The organism is Mesorhizobium sp. M0306 (assembly GCF_040321655.1).
Classification (GTDB): Bacteria; Pseudomonadota; Alphaproteobacteria; order Rhizobiales; family Rhizobiaceae; genus Mesorhizobium.
This window is the reverse complement of sequence record NZ_JAMYRY010000001.1, coordinates 403,758-417,800: the sequence shown is the minus strand read 5'-3', so window position 1 is coordinate 417,800 and position 14,043 is coordinate 403,758. Positions and strand designations below refer to the sequence as shown.

Annotated in this window: 18 protein-coding genes, 1 tRNA gene and 1 pseudogene; 15 read left to right on the top strand and 5 right to left on the bottom strand. The window is 57.8% G+C overall.

The annotated features are described in order from the left end of the window. Nucleotides 1–3: 3 nt before the first annotated feature. Nucleotides 4–561: a hypothetical protein gene (locus NKI95_RS02110; RefSeq protein WP_352713717.1), complete on the top strand. Its 558-nt coding sequence runs from the start codon at nt 4–6 to the stop codon at nt 559–561. A 175-nt stretch (nt 562–736) separates the two neighbouring features. Here the strand turns inward: NKI95_RS02110 and NKI95_RS02105 are convergent, their stop codons facing one another. Beyond that, nucleotides 737–1,261 carry a hypothetical protein gene (locus tag NKI95_RS02105; protein WP_352713714.1) on the bottom strand — a complete coding sequence of 175 codons (525 nt, stop codon included), beginning with the start codon at nt 1,259–1,261 and terminating at the stop codon, nt 737–739. Between the two features lie 13 nt (nt 1,262–1,274). After that, entirely contained in the window at nt 1,275–1,691 is a 417-nt protein-coding gene (locus NKI95_RS02100) for a hypothetical protein (RefSeq protein WP_352713711.1), read from the bottom strand. Between the two features lie 275 nt (nt 1,692–1,966). Between NKI95_RS02100 and NKI95_RS02095 the strand changes: the two genes are divergently transcribed. Genes NKI95_RS02095 through NKI95_RS02085 form a run of 3 tightly spaced genes read left to right on the top strand, consistent with a single transcriptional unit; the run spans nt 1,967 to nt 4,114 of the window. Further along, on the top strand, nt 1,967–2,617 hold the full coding sequence (locus NKI95_RS02095; protein WP_502909098.1) for a recombinase family protein: 651 nt from the start codon (nt 1,967–1,969) through the stop codon (nt 2,615–2,617). Between the two features lie 55 nt (nt 2,618–2,672). After that, nucleotides 2,673–3,395, top strand: a complete 723-nt coding sequence (locus NKI95_RS02090; protein WP_352713705.1) for a hypothetical protein — start codon at nt 2,673–2,675, stop codon at nt 3,393–3,395. Nucleotides 3,396–3,400: 5 nt separating this feature from the next. Then, a complete protein-coding gene (locus NKI95_RS02085; protein WP_352713703.1) occupies nt 3,401–4,114 on the top strand; it encodes an SOS response-associated peptidase in 714 nt (237 codons plus the stop codon). A 260-nt stretch (nt 4,115–4,374) separates the two neighbouring features. Here the strand turns inward: NKI95_RS02085 and NKI95_RS02080 are convergent, their stop codons facing one another. Continuing rightward, the gene (locus NKI95_RS02080) at nt 4,375–4,635 is read right to left on the bottom strand and encodes a hypothetical protein (protein ID WP_352713700.1); all 261 of its coding nucleotides are present in this window, start codon (nt 4,633–4,635) and stop codon (nt 4,375–4,377) included. A 137-nt stretch (nt 4,636–4,772) separates the two neighbouring features. Between NKI95_RS02080 and NKI95_RS02075 the strand changes: the two genes are divergently transcribed. From NKI95_RS02075 to NKI95_RS02040, 8 genes and pseudogenes are all read left to right on the top strand, one after another. Further along, nucleotides 4,773–4,952 carry a hypothetical protein gene (locus NKI95_RS02075; RefSeq protein ID WP_352713698.1) on the top strand — a complete coding sequence of 60 codons (180 nt, stop codon included), beginning with the start codon at nt 4,773–4,775 and terminating at the stop codon, nt 4,950–4,952. Nucleotides 4,953–4,963: 11 nt separating this feature from the next. Then, nucleotides 4,964–5,173, top strand: a complete 210-nt coding sequence (locus tag NKI95_RS02070) for a hypothetical protein (RefSeq protein ID WP_352713696.1) — start codon at nt 4,964–4,966, stop codon at nt 5,171–5,173. A 23-nt stretch (nt 5,174–5,196) separates the two neighbouring features. Continuing rightward, on the top strand, nt 5,197–5,544 hold the full coding sequence (locus tag NKI95_RS02065) for a hypothetical protein (RefSeq protein WP_352713694.1): 348 nt from the start codon (nt 5,197–5,199) through the stop codon (nt 5,542–5,544). Between the two features lies 1 nt (nt 5,545). Then, nucleotides 5,546–5,807 (top strand): annotated as a pseudogene (locus tag NKI95_RS02060) (hypothetical protein). 1,093 nt (nt 5,808–6,900) lie between these two features. Further along, nucleotides 6,901–7,401: an RNase H family protein gene (locus NKI95_RS02055; RefSeq protein WP_352713692.1), complete on the top strand. Its 501-nt coding sequence runs from the start codon at nt 6,901–6,903 to the stop codon at nt 7,399–7,401. Between the two features lie 260 nt (nt 7,402–7,661). Next, a complete protein-coding gene (locus tag NKI95_RS02050; RefSeq protein ID WP_352713691.1) occupies nt 7,662–8,120 on the top strand; it encodes a hypothetical protein in 459 nt (152 codons plus the stop codon). A 193-nt stretch (nt 8,121–8,313) separates the two neighbouring features. After that, on the top strand, nt 8,314–9,558 hold the full coding sequence (locus tag NKI95_RS02045) for a hypothetical protein (RefSeq protein ID WP_352713688.1): 1,245 nt from the start codon (nt 8,314–8,316) through the stop codon (nt 9,556–9,558). Between the two features lie 849 nt (nt 9,559–10,407). Further along, complete coding sequence (locus NKI95_RS02040) at nt 10,408–10,710, top strand: hypothetical protein (protein ID WP_352713685.1); 303 nt, start codon at nt 10,408–10,410, stop codon at nt 10,708–10,710. A 172-nt stretch (nt 10,711–10,882) separates the two neighbouring features. On the opposite strand, the gene NKI95_RS02035 is transcribed toward NKI95_RS02040, so the two are convergent. Then, a tRNA-Ser gene (locus NKI95_RS02035) sits at nt 10,883–10,972 on the bottom strand. Nucleotides 10,973–11,400: 428 nt separating this feature from the next. On the opposite strand from NKI95_RS02035, the gene NKI95_RS02030 reads away from it, so the two are divergent. The 3 genes from NKI95_RS02030 (at nt 11,401) to NKI95_RS02020 (ending at nt 13,658) form a co-directional block, all read left to right on the top strand. Then, nucleotides 11,401–11,724, top strand: coding sequence for a hypothetical protein (locus NKI95_RS02030; RefSeq protein WP_352713682.1), 324 nt, complete (start codon nt 11,401–11,403; stop codon nt 11,722–11,724). Nucleotides 11,725–11,789: 65 nt separating this feature from the next. Further along, on the top strand, nt 11,790–12,452 hold the full coding sequence (gene msrA, locus NKI95_RS02025; RefSeq protein WP_352713679.1) for a peptide-methionine (S)-S-oxide reductase MsrA: 663 nt from the start codon (nt 11,790–11,792) through the stop codon (nt 12,450–12,452). Nucleotides 12,453–12,668: 216 nt separating this feature from the next. Further along, a complete protein-coding gene (locus NKI95_RS02020) occupies nt 12,669–13,658 on the top strand; it encodes a BMP family lipoprotein (protein ID WP_292657345.1) in 990 nt (329 codons plus the stop codon). A gap of 83 nt (nt 13,659–13,741) precedes the next feature. Here NKI95_RS02020 and NKI95_RS02015 read toward each other — a convergent pair whose 3' ends face one another. Next, nucleotides 13,742–13,951, bottom strand: coding sequence for a SlyX family protein (locus NKI95_RS02015; protein ID WP_031211352.1), 210 nt, complete (start codon nt 13,949–13,951; stop codon nt 13,742–13,744). Nucleotides 13,952–14,043 lie beyond the last annotated feature (92 nt).

Genomic DNA, 14,043 nt, shown 5'->3' with positions numbered 1-14,043 from the left:
ACGATGAGCCGACTAGATCACGAAAGGCCCCTGTTTCGATTGCTTGCTAGCCTCAAGCGAGAGCGCCGCATAAATCTGCCGGACGACCTGGCTAAGCTGGAAAAGAAGTTTTCGGCAGACAGTGCTCGCGCCAAGGGCGGTCGAAAACCCACCAAATCAGAGGAACGCAAAATAATTCATCAGATAGCGGTCGGCATTTTCGACCACGTGGAAAAGCACAAAGACATTACAGTCATAAAAACGCTTCTCGATCACATTGATAACAAGAACGATCGGGGGGCCGTCGAAGCTTGGTTCTGCAAATTCGGTAGGGTTCACCTGAAGGCTCCGGGGGTGCTTGCCTACTCGCGTGAACGTCAACCTAATCGGAACGAAGCGATTGCAAACCCATTTTGGACATTGATGGGTGAAAGAAAGAGGGCGGAACCACCGTTTGATTTTTCGGGCGAACTTGTCCAACTGCTTGGCAAAGCGACAGAGAGAAGTCTACGACCGCTGCTAGGTGACAAAGTCGACCTTGAGCTTTTGGCTGACATAAAGCTGCTCTTGCGTGAACGGTGACAGTCGCCCAATCAAATTTTGGGTCAGATATTCGAGACACCATCTCGTGAGGGCGTCGACGACCATTCCCCCCGTGCCCCCTATCGCCGCCGCGTTTTGCCGGCTTTGTGCCCGCCGTGGCGGACACTTGTGGTGGTCGGCGTAGCCTTATGACGATGTGATTGCGCTACGGACTTCAACAGAATGGCCAGAAGAATGACTCCTGCGCCTTGCTGGTAACATCATCCCCGAACGCAGCTGCGTTCAACAGTGAGTAGGCTCGAAGGGATGTGAGAATTCGATGGGCGGACAAGCCGGAGGGCTCGACCCCGATCTGCATAAGGAACCGGTCAAAGTCATCCTTACTTTTTTCGAAAACAGAAAGGCCCGTTTTCTCGTAGGAGAAAAGGGCATCCGATCGCGTTAATATGCCCTGCACCGACTTGTCCTGTAGATACTTCCACACCTCTCCTCTATTCGCTGTCGCACGCTGTTCCCATTCTGCGCTGCTCTCATAGCCGCGAGGGGCCACTTGGGTTCGCCAACTGTGCACAAACTCCACGTCAACAAAAATGTTGCCGAGAACTTTGGGTTCGAAGATGCTCTTAGCGAAGGCATCTAGGTCGAGCGGTTCGCGAATTTGTGTCTGGCCCACAGCAGGTGACGAACTGACTGCGGCCGCAATTCCGATGGCCGACAGCAGCAAACCACGACGATCCATTTAGCTAGGCCCCTTAGCGGTTTCGAAGCTGATGTGTGTTAGATAGAAGGACTACTAGGAGCAGCAGCATACCAATTCCAAAGAACACAACCTGCATCGCGGCCCAGTTCATGATGTTTTCAAGGCCAGCGTCCTTGAGATAGACGGTCGCAGATTTCGAGCCCCATGCGATTGCATGAAGCGCTGGGACAGCCGATACAAGTACGCTTTTTGTCATGACGCCAAAAACAATTGAGAAGAATTGCGCAACGATGGCTGCGAATACTAGCCAGCTGCGTTTCAGGAATATTCGATTATCATTCTGCGCATTGTGAAAAATGATCTGACACAAAAGCGCAAACGCACCAGCCGACACCCCTAATGACAAGGTTGTCAGAAGCTGTTGGTATCCCTCAATGTTCGCAATTAAGTCGGATGCAACGTCTTGCAAGCCATCTCCCCCACTAAGCGCAATGGTGGCGCCTTATATTGTCGCTGTCAACGTCATCTTACTATGGCTGCTCTAGACGCGCATTGCTTCGGGAGGGCCGTAGTGTTGGGCTAGCACGGACCATAAGAATGAAGTTGCGGCACTCACCCCAAGCGGCAGAAGTATCACTGTATCACTAGGGCAAGCCCATGTGAGTCTGCCATATAGCCGTCCAGACAGTCTCATATGAATGGTCGCTTGACATTCTCGCCTTCTGTCTCACATAATAGTCTCACATGAACGCCAATGGGAGACCCAATGTCATGTCCACGTCCGCACTAGTCGGCTACGCCCGCACCTCCACCACTGACCAAAAGGCAGGCCTTGAGGCCCAGCTTCGCGACCTTGAGCAAGCGGGATGCACCAAGGTATTTCGCGAAGAAATTTCCTCTGTTGCGACCAATCGACCCCAGCTTGCTGCCGTCCTTGAATGGGTGCGGGAGGGCGACACGTTGGTTGTGACCAAGCTGGACCGGCTAGCACGCTCTGTGGCCGACCTCGTGTCGATCACTGTGGCTCTGAAGGCAAAGGGGGCAGGGCTCCGTATTCTGGCAATGAACCTCGACACCGCCACTCCGACAGGGAAGCTCATGTTGAACCTACTGGGATCAATCGCCGAATTCGAACGGGAGCTAATGCTTGAACGGCAACGCGAGGGGATCGCGAAAGCCAAGGCGGACGGTAAGTATGCTGGTAGGCAGCCTACTGCCCGCGCCAAGGCACAGGAGGTGCTGCGCCTAAGGGCTGAAGGTAAATCAGCCGGCGATATCGTGACCGCTCTACGGATTAGCCGGGCGTCGGTCTTTCGGATTCTGGCGGAGCACCCCAATGCCAAAACCCTAATAGTTCAGGGCATAGCTCTTAAGACCAATCTGGCCGGGCGCTAAGAATCAGCTATGTATCTATCCTGGTATCAGAATTATGATTGTCGTTGGAGCGCTTGTGGCCGACTTGTCGAACTCCAGGTTTACGAAGGCGATGGATTTCGCAACGACAAATTTTGCAGTCATGTCCGCTGCAGCATTTGTGTTAGCAGTAATGACCGCCGCGTTATTCACCTCAGGATATCTAAGTGTCTTTGGAAGTGGGCTTATATGGCTGGTGCAATATTCCGACCTCGTGAAGATCGGACTAGTGATAACGGTCTTCCTTCTCGGATTTACATGGGCAGCTGATAGCTACGCTTACTTCTTACTGGACCTTTTTAAATCTGACATTTCTAGTAGGAGGAGAATAATAACTGGACTGCTTTTTTGCGGTGCTTTCGCGGCTTATATGGGGCTTCAATTTTATTTCGATCACACAAGCGGTAAGAATAGAATAGGCGAGCGTGTTATCTTTATATTACTGGTTGTATTTGCAATATATCTAATGTACAGATTGTCTAGATTTGGCCAAGACTTCTATCACGCAAATCCTAGAAGGGTGATGGGAGATTTGTTTTTTATGCTATTATTCATGACACTCTGCGGAGTGTATTTTGGCCAGTACGTGAAGAACGATGCACGATTCAAGGAAACCGTTTATCTGGATGATCGTATTCTGTATGACGCCGTTGTAGTTTTGTTCACCTCAGACTACGCCGTTTTTTGCGCTAGTGATGGGGCTGTCATAGTTGTGCCAGGATCGCGAGTTCGTGAAATCCGAGGTAAAAGTCGAAGCTAGATGCGATGTGCAACCTCTACAACATCACCACGTCGCAAGAGGCCATTCGCCAGTGGACCCGCGCCTTGCGGGACATCCTTGGCAACCTTGAGCCGTCCATTGATATCTATCCAAACCAGTTTGGCCCGGTCGTCCGCAATGCGCAGGACGGCACCCGCGAACTTGCCAATCTGCGCTGGGGGATGCCGACGCCGCTGGAACGGGTGAAGGGCAACGCCGACCCTGGCACGACGAACATCCGCAATCCGCAGTACGGCCATTGGCAGCAGTATGTCGGCGTCGAGCATCGCTGTGTTGTGCCGGTGACGAGCTTCGCGGAGCCCAGCCCTGCGCCCGGCGACAAGGACCCCGAGACGGGCGGCATTCAGCGCAACTTTTGGTTCGCCCTTAACGAGGACCGCCCGCTGTTCTTCTTCGCCGGCCTGTGGACGCGCTGGACTGGAGTCCGCAAGGTCAAGGAAGGCCCTGGTGATCATGAGGTCTATGGCTTCCTGACCACCAAGCCCAACGCCCTCATTGCGCCGATCCATGAGAAGGCGATGCCGGTAATTTTAACCACGCAAGAGGAAACGGAGATGTGGCTAAGTGCCCCCTGGTCGGAGGCGAAACAGCTACAGCGCACAGCGCCGGATGACGCCCTCGTGATTGTCGAGAAGCCTGCCACACAGATCAAGGTTCCCACTCAAGTGCCTCCGCCCGCTCAAGGCTCGCTGTTCTAGCTTCTCGCTTTCTGTAAAACCCAAATGTAGCCCTTCGGCGGATGGTCCTGATCGATGAACTGCGTCTTCACCTTCGTGTCCGTTCGACTGCACCGTTTGCATTTAAACTTGATGGCCTCTAGCGGCTTGTTCCATCCCACCACCTTGGCCACATCGTTCGCCTTAAACCGACCCACATGATAGCAATGGCCGCACTCGACGATTAGCAGCATGTTGGCCTTTGCGGCCCGTCCAACGCTGTCCATTGGCCCGGCCATTGATCACTTCCGTGTCGAGTAGTCCTCAGGCAGCGGAAGCAGGCCAAGATGCCCTGCCCGGTAGTCGGGCTCTTTCTCGGCGACCGTGGCGAGCACCTCGTGCAATTTCTCGACGAGCCCGCAAAGTTGCCAGAACAACGGGCCACTTGCATTGAGATGCACCTGTGCCGCCATCAGCGTCTTTCGAAGGCTAAGCGCGTCCAAAATGATCGCCTCCGCGTCACGTGCGGATAGCCTTTCATACCGGCTTTTCCGTCTGCCCATCGCGGCTCTCCATGCCTATGAGTAACCGCCCCACTCATCGCCAAATAGGAACACAGTCCTCGCAGAGTCAATTCTGGCTTGACAATTTTGTTCCGTTTTTGTTCACTGCCTCTCATCAAGCGTTTGGAGTTATCGCCATGGACCACATTGTGAAGCTGGACAGCCGCCAAGAAGCCGCTCTCCAGTCAATCGCCGACAAGTTCATTGCTCAGCACAAGGGGGACGCGGTAAAAGCGCTCAAGGAAATGATCGTGCTCAATGGCCACCTTCAGGACCGCCTTGACGAACTCTCGGCGCCGCGACGGGCAAGACGTTAGGAGGCACCCCGATGGGCATCATGCACCTAGACGCCGAAGCCAAGGCCGAGCTGCACTCGGAGGCGGAGAAGCTCATCGCTCGCTACGAGAGCCCCCTAGAGACCGTCAAAGCGCTCATGGCCTACAACTGCGAACTTGAGACCCAAATCCTCGCACTCGCTCATCGGCATCCGGGGCTTGTGCACGTAAGCTACGACGACTCGCCGCCCCGCTCGGGGTGAGAGACTGTGGACCACAACGCCCCATGCATGACCTTATTGAGTTCCTAGAAGCCAACTCGGCGCTGGTCATCGCGAACCCGGCTGCCTTTGCGACGTTTGCCGTACTGTTTGGAGGTGGCGGCTTCTTGGTCGGCCGCTACTTGCTGACCGAGCGCATTGCCAACCTGGAAAGCCGGATCGCTAGACGCGATGAGGAAATCACGGAGCTAAAGGCCAAGCGGAAGGACCCGCAGCAGGCCGCGCCGATGGTGCCCATAGTCGGGACCGTTCCGATTGGTCCGCCGAGCCGGAGCAACCCTGTCCGTCAGGCTCCGGCCAAAGACCTGGCCCGCCCCCTCGGTTACCGAGCGATAGGGAACGGGAGACGATAGCATGTCGGACAGCATCCTTCCGCAGCAGAGGGCGCCCAAGCTAATCGTCGTCACCGCCTTCGACCGCGATGAGACGGGCGACCTTCAGCCTGTCTTTGGGCCTGCCGAGCAGCAGACCGAGGACCGGGCTATAAGGACCGCGAAGGGCCTAGCGGGTAAGCATGCCGGAGTCATTGCGTGGACACGTGATGCCAACCCTTGCCAGGAGAGTACGGCGAACCGACGACGCTCTTTGTGGTGGCGACGTGCCGGACATGGAGTAGCGAACCCGTATGAGGTCAAGGGCCGGCAGGGACGTCGGGATCAATTTCATATGAGAACTTTCCGGGAATACGTGGATAGTCTGGACAGCGCGAGGCCGGCCCCGACATGCAGTAGTGATTGACTGACCGGCGATACTCCATCGTGCCGACCGCGCGAAACACCACGATGACGGCGACGGTCGACAGCCCGAGTGCAATCACGAGAGCCGTCTTGTTCCTAGGCGACCTGCTCTCAGCAAGATAACCCTGTGCAGGCCGTGGCTCTAGGGCAGCGATTTGCGCCGCAATGGTCGCGGCGGCACTCGATGCGATAGCTTCGGCCTGCCCGGATGCAGCAGGCACCATCTCCTCCTTCCAGCCTGGAGGAAGCGGTCGTGCTCCCATTAGAAAGCTCGTTACGGCCGCTGCTGCTGTATCGGGCCAGCCCGCTTCTCGGAATTCAGCTAGCCACCTTGCCGGCTCCCGCCCTCGGAATGTTCGATAGCGGTCGGTTGCTGTGGCGCTGCTTGGTGCCCGGAGCGCTTTTGACGACATTGGTTCCCCTAGAGAGGCAAACGCCTGCGGTACGCCCCCGCAGACAGCCTCCTCATGACCCCTGATCGGGGAGTTGGAAAACCGAGTTCCGGTTCCTGCGGCCTTTAGTTCCGGAGAACCTGGACATACGCCACAGGCTCCCCGACCGAAAAAGTCGAGGATCGGCGCCGATGTGTTCGGCACCATGTTTGAACTCAGGGTTTCCACACCCCGGAACGCCGCGTCAGCGAACGCAACGAGTCTAGCTAACAGTTAGCGCAATGCAAGGCAGCTGCCCGGGACTCGCGCCGGCGAAGGTAGCTGTGGGTGGCAAGTGTGGGGACGAAGCTGGATGCTGGGCGAGGGTACGCATAGACGGCTATCGCCACTACCCTTGAAAGTACAGTATCTCCCCGAGGTTGCTGACTTTAGTCTTAAGTGGGTGTAACAAACTCTTAAGTTAGGGTGTAACAACAAAATATATTTCTGCTAAATACTTGAAACCCGCCTTTCGCGCCTCCAACTTCTGGATCGTGCAGCATCTAACCGCTGCTTCCGAAAGAGAAGGTCACAACGCAAAATGAAACCTACAGATTGGCACTACCCTGAAGGTCAGCCGATTTTCGCAGAACCAGGCGAATTCGACGCTTGGATATCAGGAAGCGGGGGGCAGGTGCGGTCTGCGGCGGTCTGGTTGATCCGCTCAAAGTCCGATGCCCCGGAGAAATTCGAACCGGTCAGGAAAAGCGAAGGAAAGAGCAGTGCTCAGAGAGCAACCTTGGGCAGCCTAGCTGGCGTTTTGGAGAGCGTGCAGCCCAAGTCAACCATCAACTGCTACACAAACAGCACCTACGCGATAGGAGCTGGACAGAACGCTGAAGCACAGGCCGCCCGGGGCTGGGAGGGTTCCAAGGGACCTCTTGCCAATCAAGATATTCTCAAGCGCATTCACCACGTGCTTACTTCACGCCAGATCACTCTCCGCATGCAGCTTATCGACGATGGTGTTGAACCTCATCACAGCACGATAGCGCGCCTAACGCTGCGAGCCCGTGGCGCATGGAGGCAAGACGAAGCGTGAGGGCGCGAAACCATCCTGGAGAGCGAGCACAGCGACACGAGAGTGACGGCTCCGCCTGTTCTATACCTGGGTGTGGCCGCCCCTCGATGCTCTCTCAGGGCAATGGGTTGTCGCGGTATCTATGCCGATACCACGCTCAGCGTAAATCTCGCCACGGCTCGCAGTGGCGCGGAACGTACCGCGCTGCTGAATTGAAGCCTTATCTTGTTGCCGCCTCCCAGTGGCTAGCAACTCGCCGTGATGCCGCGACCGTGGTAGAGATGGATTACTTGCTCGCCACAGCCGGCAGAGCCGAACCCGCCATGAATCTTCGCGGTCTGGATGCTGCCAGCAGGGCACGTATCGCGTTCGCCCGGCTTAGTGACGCGGAGATACCAGCAAAGCGTCTGGTGGCGATCTATCTCGCCGTGGCGGCCCTTATTGAGGACGACTTCGCAAGCAATCGGACTAAGGAGTTCCAGATTGTTCAGGCCGCGAAAGCTGCTCATCGGCTGGCAAGTGGGACCCATAGGCGGTGGATGATGTGGAACCCCAAGGGCGAGGACGTTTCGATTGAGATCCATGCCTATCCTCGCTCCTCAGGGCTCGTACTGCGGAAAATCGGTGAGGCCATGGGGAAGGTTGTCGATCCGCTTGTTGGCGTGGCAGTTCCGGAAATCATTAAGCTGAAGGTGGAAAGGTTTGGCCTGCATCCATCGCACCGTGCGGCGGCAGAATGAAAACTCGCGGCCACTTCATCGTGTGACTTGATCGGGTATCTCGGGGACGCGCATGTTCAAGCCTTAGCTCCCCCCATTCCCCTTATGGCGGCCCCGTGGTGGTGCGCTTGGGGCTAGAGGCCTTTCCCAGCCCCATCTCCGTCAACCCAGCTTAGAGGCCCCTGGACGCCGGCTTAGAGATTGGTGGGCTTTGATGGATGATCCCTTCTCCTCCTCCGACCATTGGTTTGATCCTTGGGCAACGGCACTAGGCCCGAACCTCAAGGCACTCACTGAGTCCATCACCATGCAGGTGCTCCAAGCCACCGCCAAGGGACATCAAGCCCGCATCAGGCGACCCAAGCAGGAGCAGGTGGAGAGGGTGACCAGCATCGTGTCCTGCCTAGTGGCGAACCTCGCAGCCATGCATCAAGGTCACCCCGAGCATAGCCGTCTAGCCATCTCTCTGCGCCACACCTCCCTGTCCCGCTACGACCGCAAGGGCTTGGGGCATCTCCCCCATGTCACCGATGCGATGGCCGCCCAGGGCCTAGTGCTCAAGCACCCAGCCCACATCAAGAAGCGCAGGACAGGCATAGAGGCAACGGGTAGCCTGCTTAATGCCTTGCTCGCGGGGACAGTGGCGGAGGTTGGCAGAGCAGAGGGGGAGGAGACCGTATGGCTGACCGCAAGGATGGGCCGTGATGCCATTGGCCACAAGCTCCCCTATCAACTGGTGGACTATGTGGACACCCCTGAGACATGCTCACTGCGGAGGGAGATGGAGGAAATCAACACCTTTCTCGCCACCCAGCGCATCGAGCTTCAAGGCCAGCCCCAAGCTGGCTTCAGGCTAACCCGCCGCTTCCTGCTGCGCGACATCGGGGACCCGCATACCTTCCGCCTTCATGGCCGGCTCTACGGTGGCTTCTGGCAATCCTTACCGAAGAGACTGCGGGGAGACCTGCGCATCAACGGAGAGCCTATAGCCGACCTCGACTTCGCCAGCATGTTCCCACGGCTTGCCTATGCGCGACTTGGGGCTGCACCGCCTGAGGGTGACGTCTATGCTATCCCCGGCTTGGAGGAGCATCGTGCCGCCGTGAAGGCTGGCTTCGCGGCCATGCTGTCGTCTTCCAACGAAATGACCCGCCTGCCGAGCGGCGTGAAGGATGCCTTGCCGGTGGGCTGGACGGGAAGAAGGCTGGCGACGGCGATTAGTAATAAGCACCCGGCCCTCGTGCCGCTCTTCGGTAGGGACATCGCGTTGGACTTGATGTTCACTGAAAGCTGCATCTTGGTTGCCGTCTTGCTGCGACTGGCGGAGATGGGGATAGCGGCCCTACCGATGCATGATGGGGTGATGGTGGCGGCGCGAGACTGCGAGGTGGCCAAGAAGGTTATGGTCGAGTTTGCCGAGTCTCGCGAGGGGGTGTCAATTCCGGTGGTGGTCAAATGAGGCCGTCAATTCAGGGTTGGTCCCCTCACACCTTCGCCTTGCGCCAGCCGGCCCACCATGCTTCCCATTGCGAACAGAACCATCGCTCCCACTCATGCGGGTGGCCAAATAGTACGCTTGCCCCCAGCATATGTAGATGCGCTCGCCCCACTCCCTCCTCTCCTTCATGTCCACTCCCTTGCGGTCCGCCATCGCCTATCGACTAGATGACCTCAAGGCAGCAGTCTCCCGGCCGCGCTCATGACGACATACGGGGCTGCACGAAATGGCAGTGAGAGGGCAGTGGTAAGACCGAATGGATAAAGGAAAGAGCGTATGGGCGGCTTCAAGGTGTCACCGAAAGCAAGAGGCGCTGGGACGCCCGAGGGTACGTCTATGCCATTTTCGGCCTGAGAAGCATCGTGGGGCGAAGTGAGCCTTCGTACTATTTTGTCCCAAACCACCGGCCACTGTAAAGTGTGGTCCCAAAGACACGAAGGGTACTCCGGCCTGATTAATTCGGTCGGAATAGTGGACGTACAACTTTTGGTGTTGGTTCTCATAGTCATTGCCTTGGCAGCGTTTTCAGAGCATACTGTTATTCGAGCGTAGAATGCCTATGATTGGCTGATGTCTCATTTTACTTTGCTGATGTAGGCACTTACGTGAATTCCTCGGGGATCCTTGCTCAGGTGGTGGATTCTTGAAGACGCTGCGAATCTAGTAGATTCAAGTGTCTGGCCCTCACCGCATTAGTGTGAGCTGACGCTTGCCGACATAAACCTCAAAAACAATCGTTACCTTGGCAAGCAGACTAGGTAGTCGGGGAAAAGAAACTGCAACATTCTAGTTAGGAAAAGGGAGGATGTCATGACTAAAGTGAGTATGTTCGTATTGTTAAGCGGAGTGCTTCTTGCCATTCCTGGGCCTTCGGCTGCCGCTCCTGCGGGGTTCAAGGAATGCGAGGTAAAAGTCTCCTGCGACTTCCCTACAGCCGATGGAACCGTAGTTTGTCCGTTCATAGACAGCAACAACAATGAGCTAAAGGGACAACTTCTCCTGGCCAGGTGTAAGCAGTTCTACGGCTCGGATACAAAGTATGGCAATATTAACGGTGGGCATCCAGCTTGCATCATTAAGACGTTGATGCCTGAGGCCGCAAGCTGTCCGTGAACGGGCTGCTAGAGGTTTGAGCGAAAGGCCGCGCTGGAATCTGCCCTTTACAGCTTCTATCCCAGCCAGAAGTGAAGCGACAGGATCTTGGGGCACCGATGTGGGGCACCGACCTGGAAAGGCTCTCCGAAAAACCCTATCCATTCAGTACGTTGAAGGGAGTTGCCTAGATTGGCGGAGAGAGCGGGATTCGAACCCGCGTTACGGTCTCCCGTAAACACACTTTCCAGGCGTGCGCCTTCAACCACTCGGCCACCTCTCCGTCCTTTTAGCATTTTCGACGCGGTCGGTTTCGCCGCGCGGGTTGGGGAGATGCATCTCCCTTGGGATTCCGGCCCGGAATTCCGGCCGTGGGCGCCGTCAACCAGCGGATACCCTTTCCCCGCACCTGAGCCGTCAAAGCAACAGGCGCGGGGCTCATCTAGTCGATCCGGTGCCGAATGCCAAGACATAACGACAGTCTATTCGCTTTGCCGCATACGGATGCTCACCCCATGTTACCGGAGCACCCGTTGGGAGCCTATCGAAAGGGGCGGCGGAGGTGTGCTCGCCGTCCGGCGCGCCACCGGTTCCGGCGAACCGGCGGTCGCGGGTTCAACTTCGCGTGTCGCGATTGCAGGCGAAGCAAGTAGATCCTATCTAACAGTCCGATACGACATTCTGATAATCTCCTGGGGAGGAAGGGTCTGGATGTTCCGCTTCGTCTTTCGTCTCGCTGCAATGGTCGCGCTGTCGGTTTCGGTCATCATGGCCGTGCTCGATGCGACCCGGTCGGTGGCGGCTTCGGCGCTGGTGATGACCCCGCTTAATACCAGCTGGCTCGCGGTCTCGCCGGATACGCGCAGCGCCTTCGAAAGCTTCGTCCGCGACAAGGTCAATCCGCTGCTGTGGGACGGTGCCATCGCCTGGGTGCTCAGCCAGTCCGGCTTCGCCGTGTTCGCGGTGCTGGCGTTCATTCTTTACGCCATCGGCTACAGGCGGCAGCGCCCCAGCGGGCGGTTCGCCGCGACCTGAAATTCCAGCCTGACCCGGTGTTCCCGTACCGGGGAGGCTCAACCAAGAAGAAAAGGAACCCACACATGTTTCTCAGCGACATGCTGAACAAGAAGCTCAACCTGCCGAAACCCTCCGAGGCGCTGCCCGGCCGCGACCGGCCGATCCCGACGGCATCGAAGCATTTTGTCTCGAACAGGCCGCTCAAGGGTCCCTATCCCGAAGGGCTGGAGACGGCGATGTTCGGCCTGGGCTGCTTCTGGGGCGCCGAGCGCCTGTTCTGGCAGGTCGAGGGCGTCTGGGTCACGGCGGCCGGCTATGCCGGCGGCGTCACGCCCAACCCGACCTATCAGGAAACCTGCACCGGGCTTACCGGCCATGCCGAAGTCGTGCTCGTCGTCTACGATCCGAAGATCGTGTCCTATGCCGAGCTTTTGAAGCTGTTCTGGGAAAGTCACGACCCGACCCAAGGCATGCGCCAGGGCAATGACGTCGGCACCACCTACCGTTCGGCGATCTACACGTTCAACGACGCGCAGTACCAGGCTGCGATCGCCTCGCGCGATGCCTACGAGGCTTCGCTGCGCGGCGCCGGACGCGGCAAGATCACCACGGAGATCGCACCGGCGCCGGAATTCTACTTCGCCGAGGAAGACCACCAGCAATATCTGGCGAAGAACCCCTATGGCTATTGCGGCCTGCAGGGAACCGGCGTCTCCTGCGCCATTCCGGCTGCCGTCTCCGACTGATTTTGCGCCCCTGACGCAAGGAATGTGCTGTGGCGCAGCGATGCGGCGCCACGCTTTTCCAAAGGGTCAAAATTCCACGTGAATTTTGTTTCGGGCCGTGCCAGATTGGCCCGAAGCGGGAGGAAGACACTCCTGCCTGACGCCGCGTGCCTGCCGGAGAACCGGGCCGGCATTAGGGTGCATAATGGACAAATAACCGACAGGGGTGTGGATCACATGAAACGTATCGTTCTCGGCCTTATGGCCGCAGCTGCAATGGTTCTTCCGGCCTTCGCCGCGGACATTCAACCCGCGATCCTCTACGATCTCGGCGGCAAGTTCGACAAGTCGTTCAACGAGGCGTCCTTCCACGGCGCCGAAAAGTTCAAGACCGAGACCGGCATCCCCTATGTGGAATTCGAGGTCAGCAACGCCACCCAGCGCGAGCAGGCGCTGCGCCGTTTCGCCGAGGACGGCCGCAATCCGATCGTCATGGCGGGCTTTTCCTGGGCGGACGCGCTGGACAAGATCGCCACCGAGTTCCCCGACACCAAATTCGCCATCATCGACATGGTCGTCGACAAGCCCAATGTCCGCTCCCTTGTCTACAAGGAGCAGGAAGGCTCCTACCTCGTCGGCGTGATGGCGGCGATGGCTTCCAAGACCAAGAAGGTCGGCTTCGTCGGCGGCATGGACATTCCGCTGATCCGCAGGTTTGGCTGCGGCTATGTCGGCGGCGCCAAGGCGGCCGGCGCCACTGACGTCATCCAGAACATGACCGGCGATACGCCGGCAGCCTGGAACGATCCGGCCAAGGGCGGCGAGATCGCCAAGACGCAGATCGACCAGGGCGCCGACGTGGTCTACGCAGCGGCAGGCGGCACCGGTGTCGGTGTGCTGCAGGCAGCGGCCGACGCCGGCAAACTCGGCATCGGCGTCGATTCCAATCAGAACGGCCTGCAGCCCGGCAAGGTGCTGACCTCGATGGTCAAGCGCGTCGACGTTGCCGTCTACAACACCTTCATGGATGCCAAGGACGGCAAGTTCACGGCCGGCGTCAACGATCTCGGCCTCAAGGAAGGCGGCGTCGACTACGCCATGGACGACAACAACAAGGCGCTTGTCGACGACGCGATGAAGGCAGCGGTCGAAAAGGCCAAGGCCGACATCATCGCCGGCACCATCAAGGTGCACGACTACATGTCGGACAATGCCTGCCCGTATTGATCGATTGCCCTTATTGATCGACTAGCACTGCTGAACTGACGAGCCGCCGGGTGAAAGCCCGGCGGTTTTGCATTGTCAGCCGCTCACCAGTGCGGCGGCTTGGTTACCGGCACGTCGGGTGCGGCCTGTTCCTCCAGCGCCAGGAAGCGCTCGGCCAGCGCGTCGAGCTTGCGCTGCATGCGCTCGATCACCTTCCACTGTTCGGCGATCTGGCCGGACAGTTCCTCAATGGTCTTCTCCTGCTCGGCGGCGCGGATTTCCAGCGTCGTCAGCCGGTCCTCGGGCATGGTCATTTGAAATCCTCGATCAGGCGATTGTGCAGGCTGCGGCCACGTTGGAAATTGACAAGCATGGCGGGATTTGTCGAGAGTGAACCCTGCTCCGG

Excerpts from the sequence above, each read along its gene's own strand:
- NKI95_RS02075 (WP_352713698.1), top strand. The coding sequence starts at position 4,773 with ATGGACCACATTGTGAAGCTGGACAGCCGCCAAGAAGCCGCTCTCCAG.
- NKI95_RS02055 (WP_352713692.1), top strand. The coding sequence starts at position 6,901 with ATGAAACCTACAGATTGGCACTACCCTGAAGGTCAGCCGATTTTCGCA.
- NKI95_RS02070 (WP_352713696.1), top strand. The coding sequence starts at position 4,964 with ATGGGCATCATGCACCTAGACGCCGAAGCCAAGGCCGAGCTGCACTCG.
- NKI95_RS02080 (WP_352713700.1), bottom strand. The coding sequence starts at position 4,635 with ATGGGCAGACGGAAAAGCCGGTATGAAAGGCTATCCGCACGTGACGCG.
- NKI95_RS02030 (WP_352713682.1), top strand. The coding sequence starts at position 11,401 with ATGTTCCGCTTCGTCTTTCGTCTCGCTGCAATGGTCGCGCTGTCGGTT.
- NKI95_RS02040 (WP_352713685.1), top strand. The coding sequence starts at position 10,408 with ATGACTAAAGTGAGTATGTTCGTATTGTTAAGCGGAGTGCTTCTTGCC.
- NKI95_RS02065 (WP_352713694.1), top strand. The coding sequence starts at position 5,197 with ATGCATGACCTTATTGAGTTCCTAGAAGCCAACTCGGCGCTGGTCATC.
- NKI95_RS02105 (WP_352713714.1), bottom strand. The coding sequence starts at position 1,261 with ATGGATCGTCGTGGTTTGCTGCTGTCGGCCATCGGAATTGCGGCCGCA.
- NKI95_RS02045 (WP_352713688.1), top strand. The coding sequence starts at position 8,314 with ATGGATGATCCCTTCTCCTCCTCCGACCATTGGTTTGATCCTTGGGCA.
- NKI95_RS02110 (WP_352713717.1), top strand. The coding sequence starts at position 4 with ATGAGCCGACTAGATCACGAAAGGCCCCTGTTTCGATTGCTTGCTAGC.
- NKI95_RS02020 (WP_292657345.1), top strand. The coding sequence starts at position 12,669 with ATGAAACGTATCGTTCTCGGCCTTATGGCCGCAGCTGCAATGGTTCTT.
- NKI95_RS02085 (WP_352713703.1), top strand. The coding sequence starts at position 3,401 with ATGTGCAACCTCTACAACATCACCACGTCGCAAGAGGCCATTCGCCAG.
- NKI95_RS02015 (WP_031211352.1), bottom strand. The coding sequence starts at position 13,951 with ATGACCATGCCCGAGGACCGGCTGACGACGCTGGAAATCCGCGCCGCC.
- NKI95_RS02050 (WP_352713691.1), top strand. The coding sequence starts at position 7,662 with ATGGATTACTTGCTCGCCACAGCCGGCAGAGCCGAACCCGCCATGAAT.
- NKI95_RS02095 (WP_502909098.1), top strand. The coding sequence starts at position 1,967 with ATGAACGCCAATGGGAGACCCAATGTCATGTCCACGTCCGCACTAGTC.
- msrA (WP_352713679.1), top strand. The coding sequence starts at position 11,790 with ATGTTTCTCAGCGACATGCTGAACAAGAAGCTCAACCTGCCGAAACCC.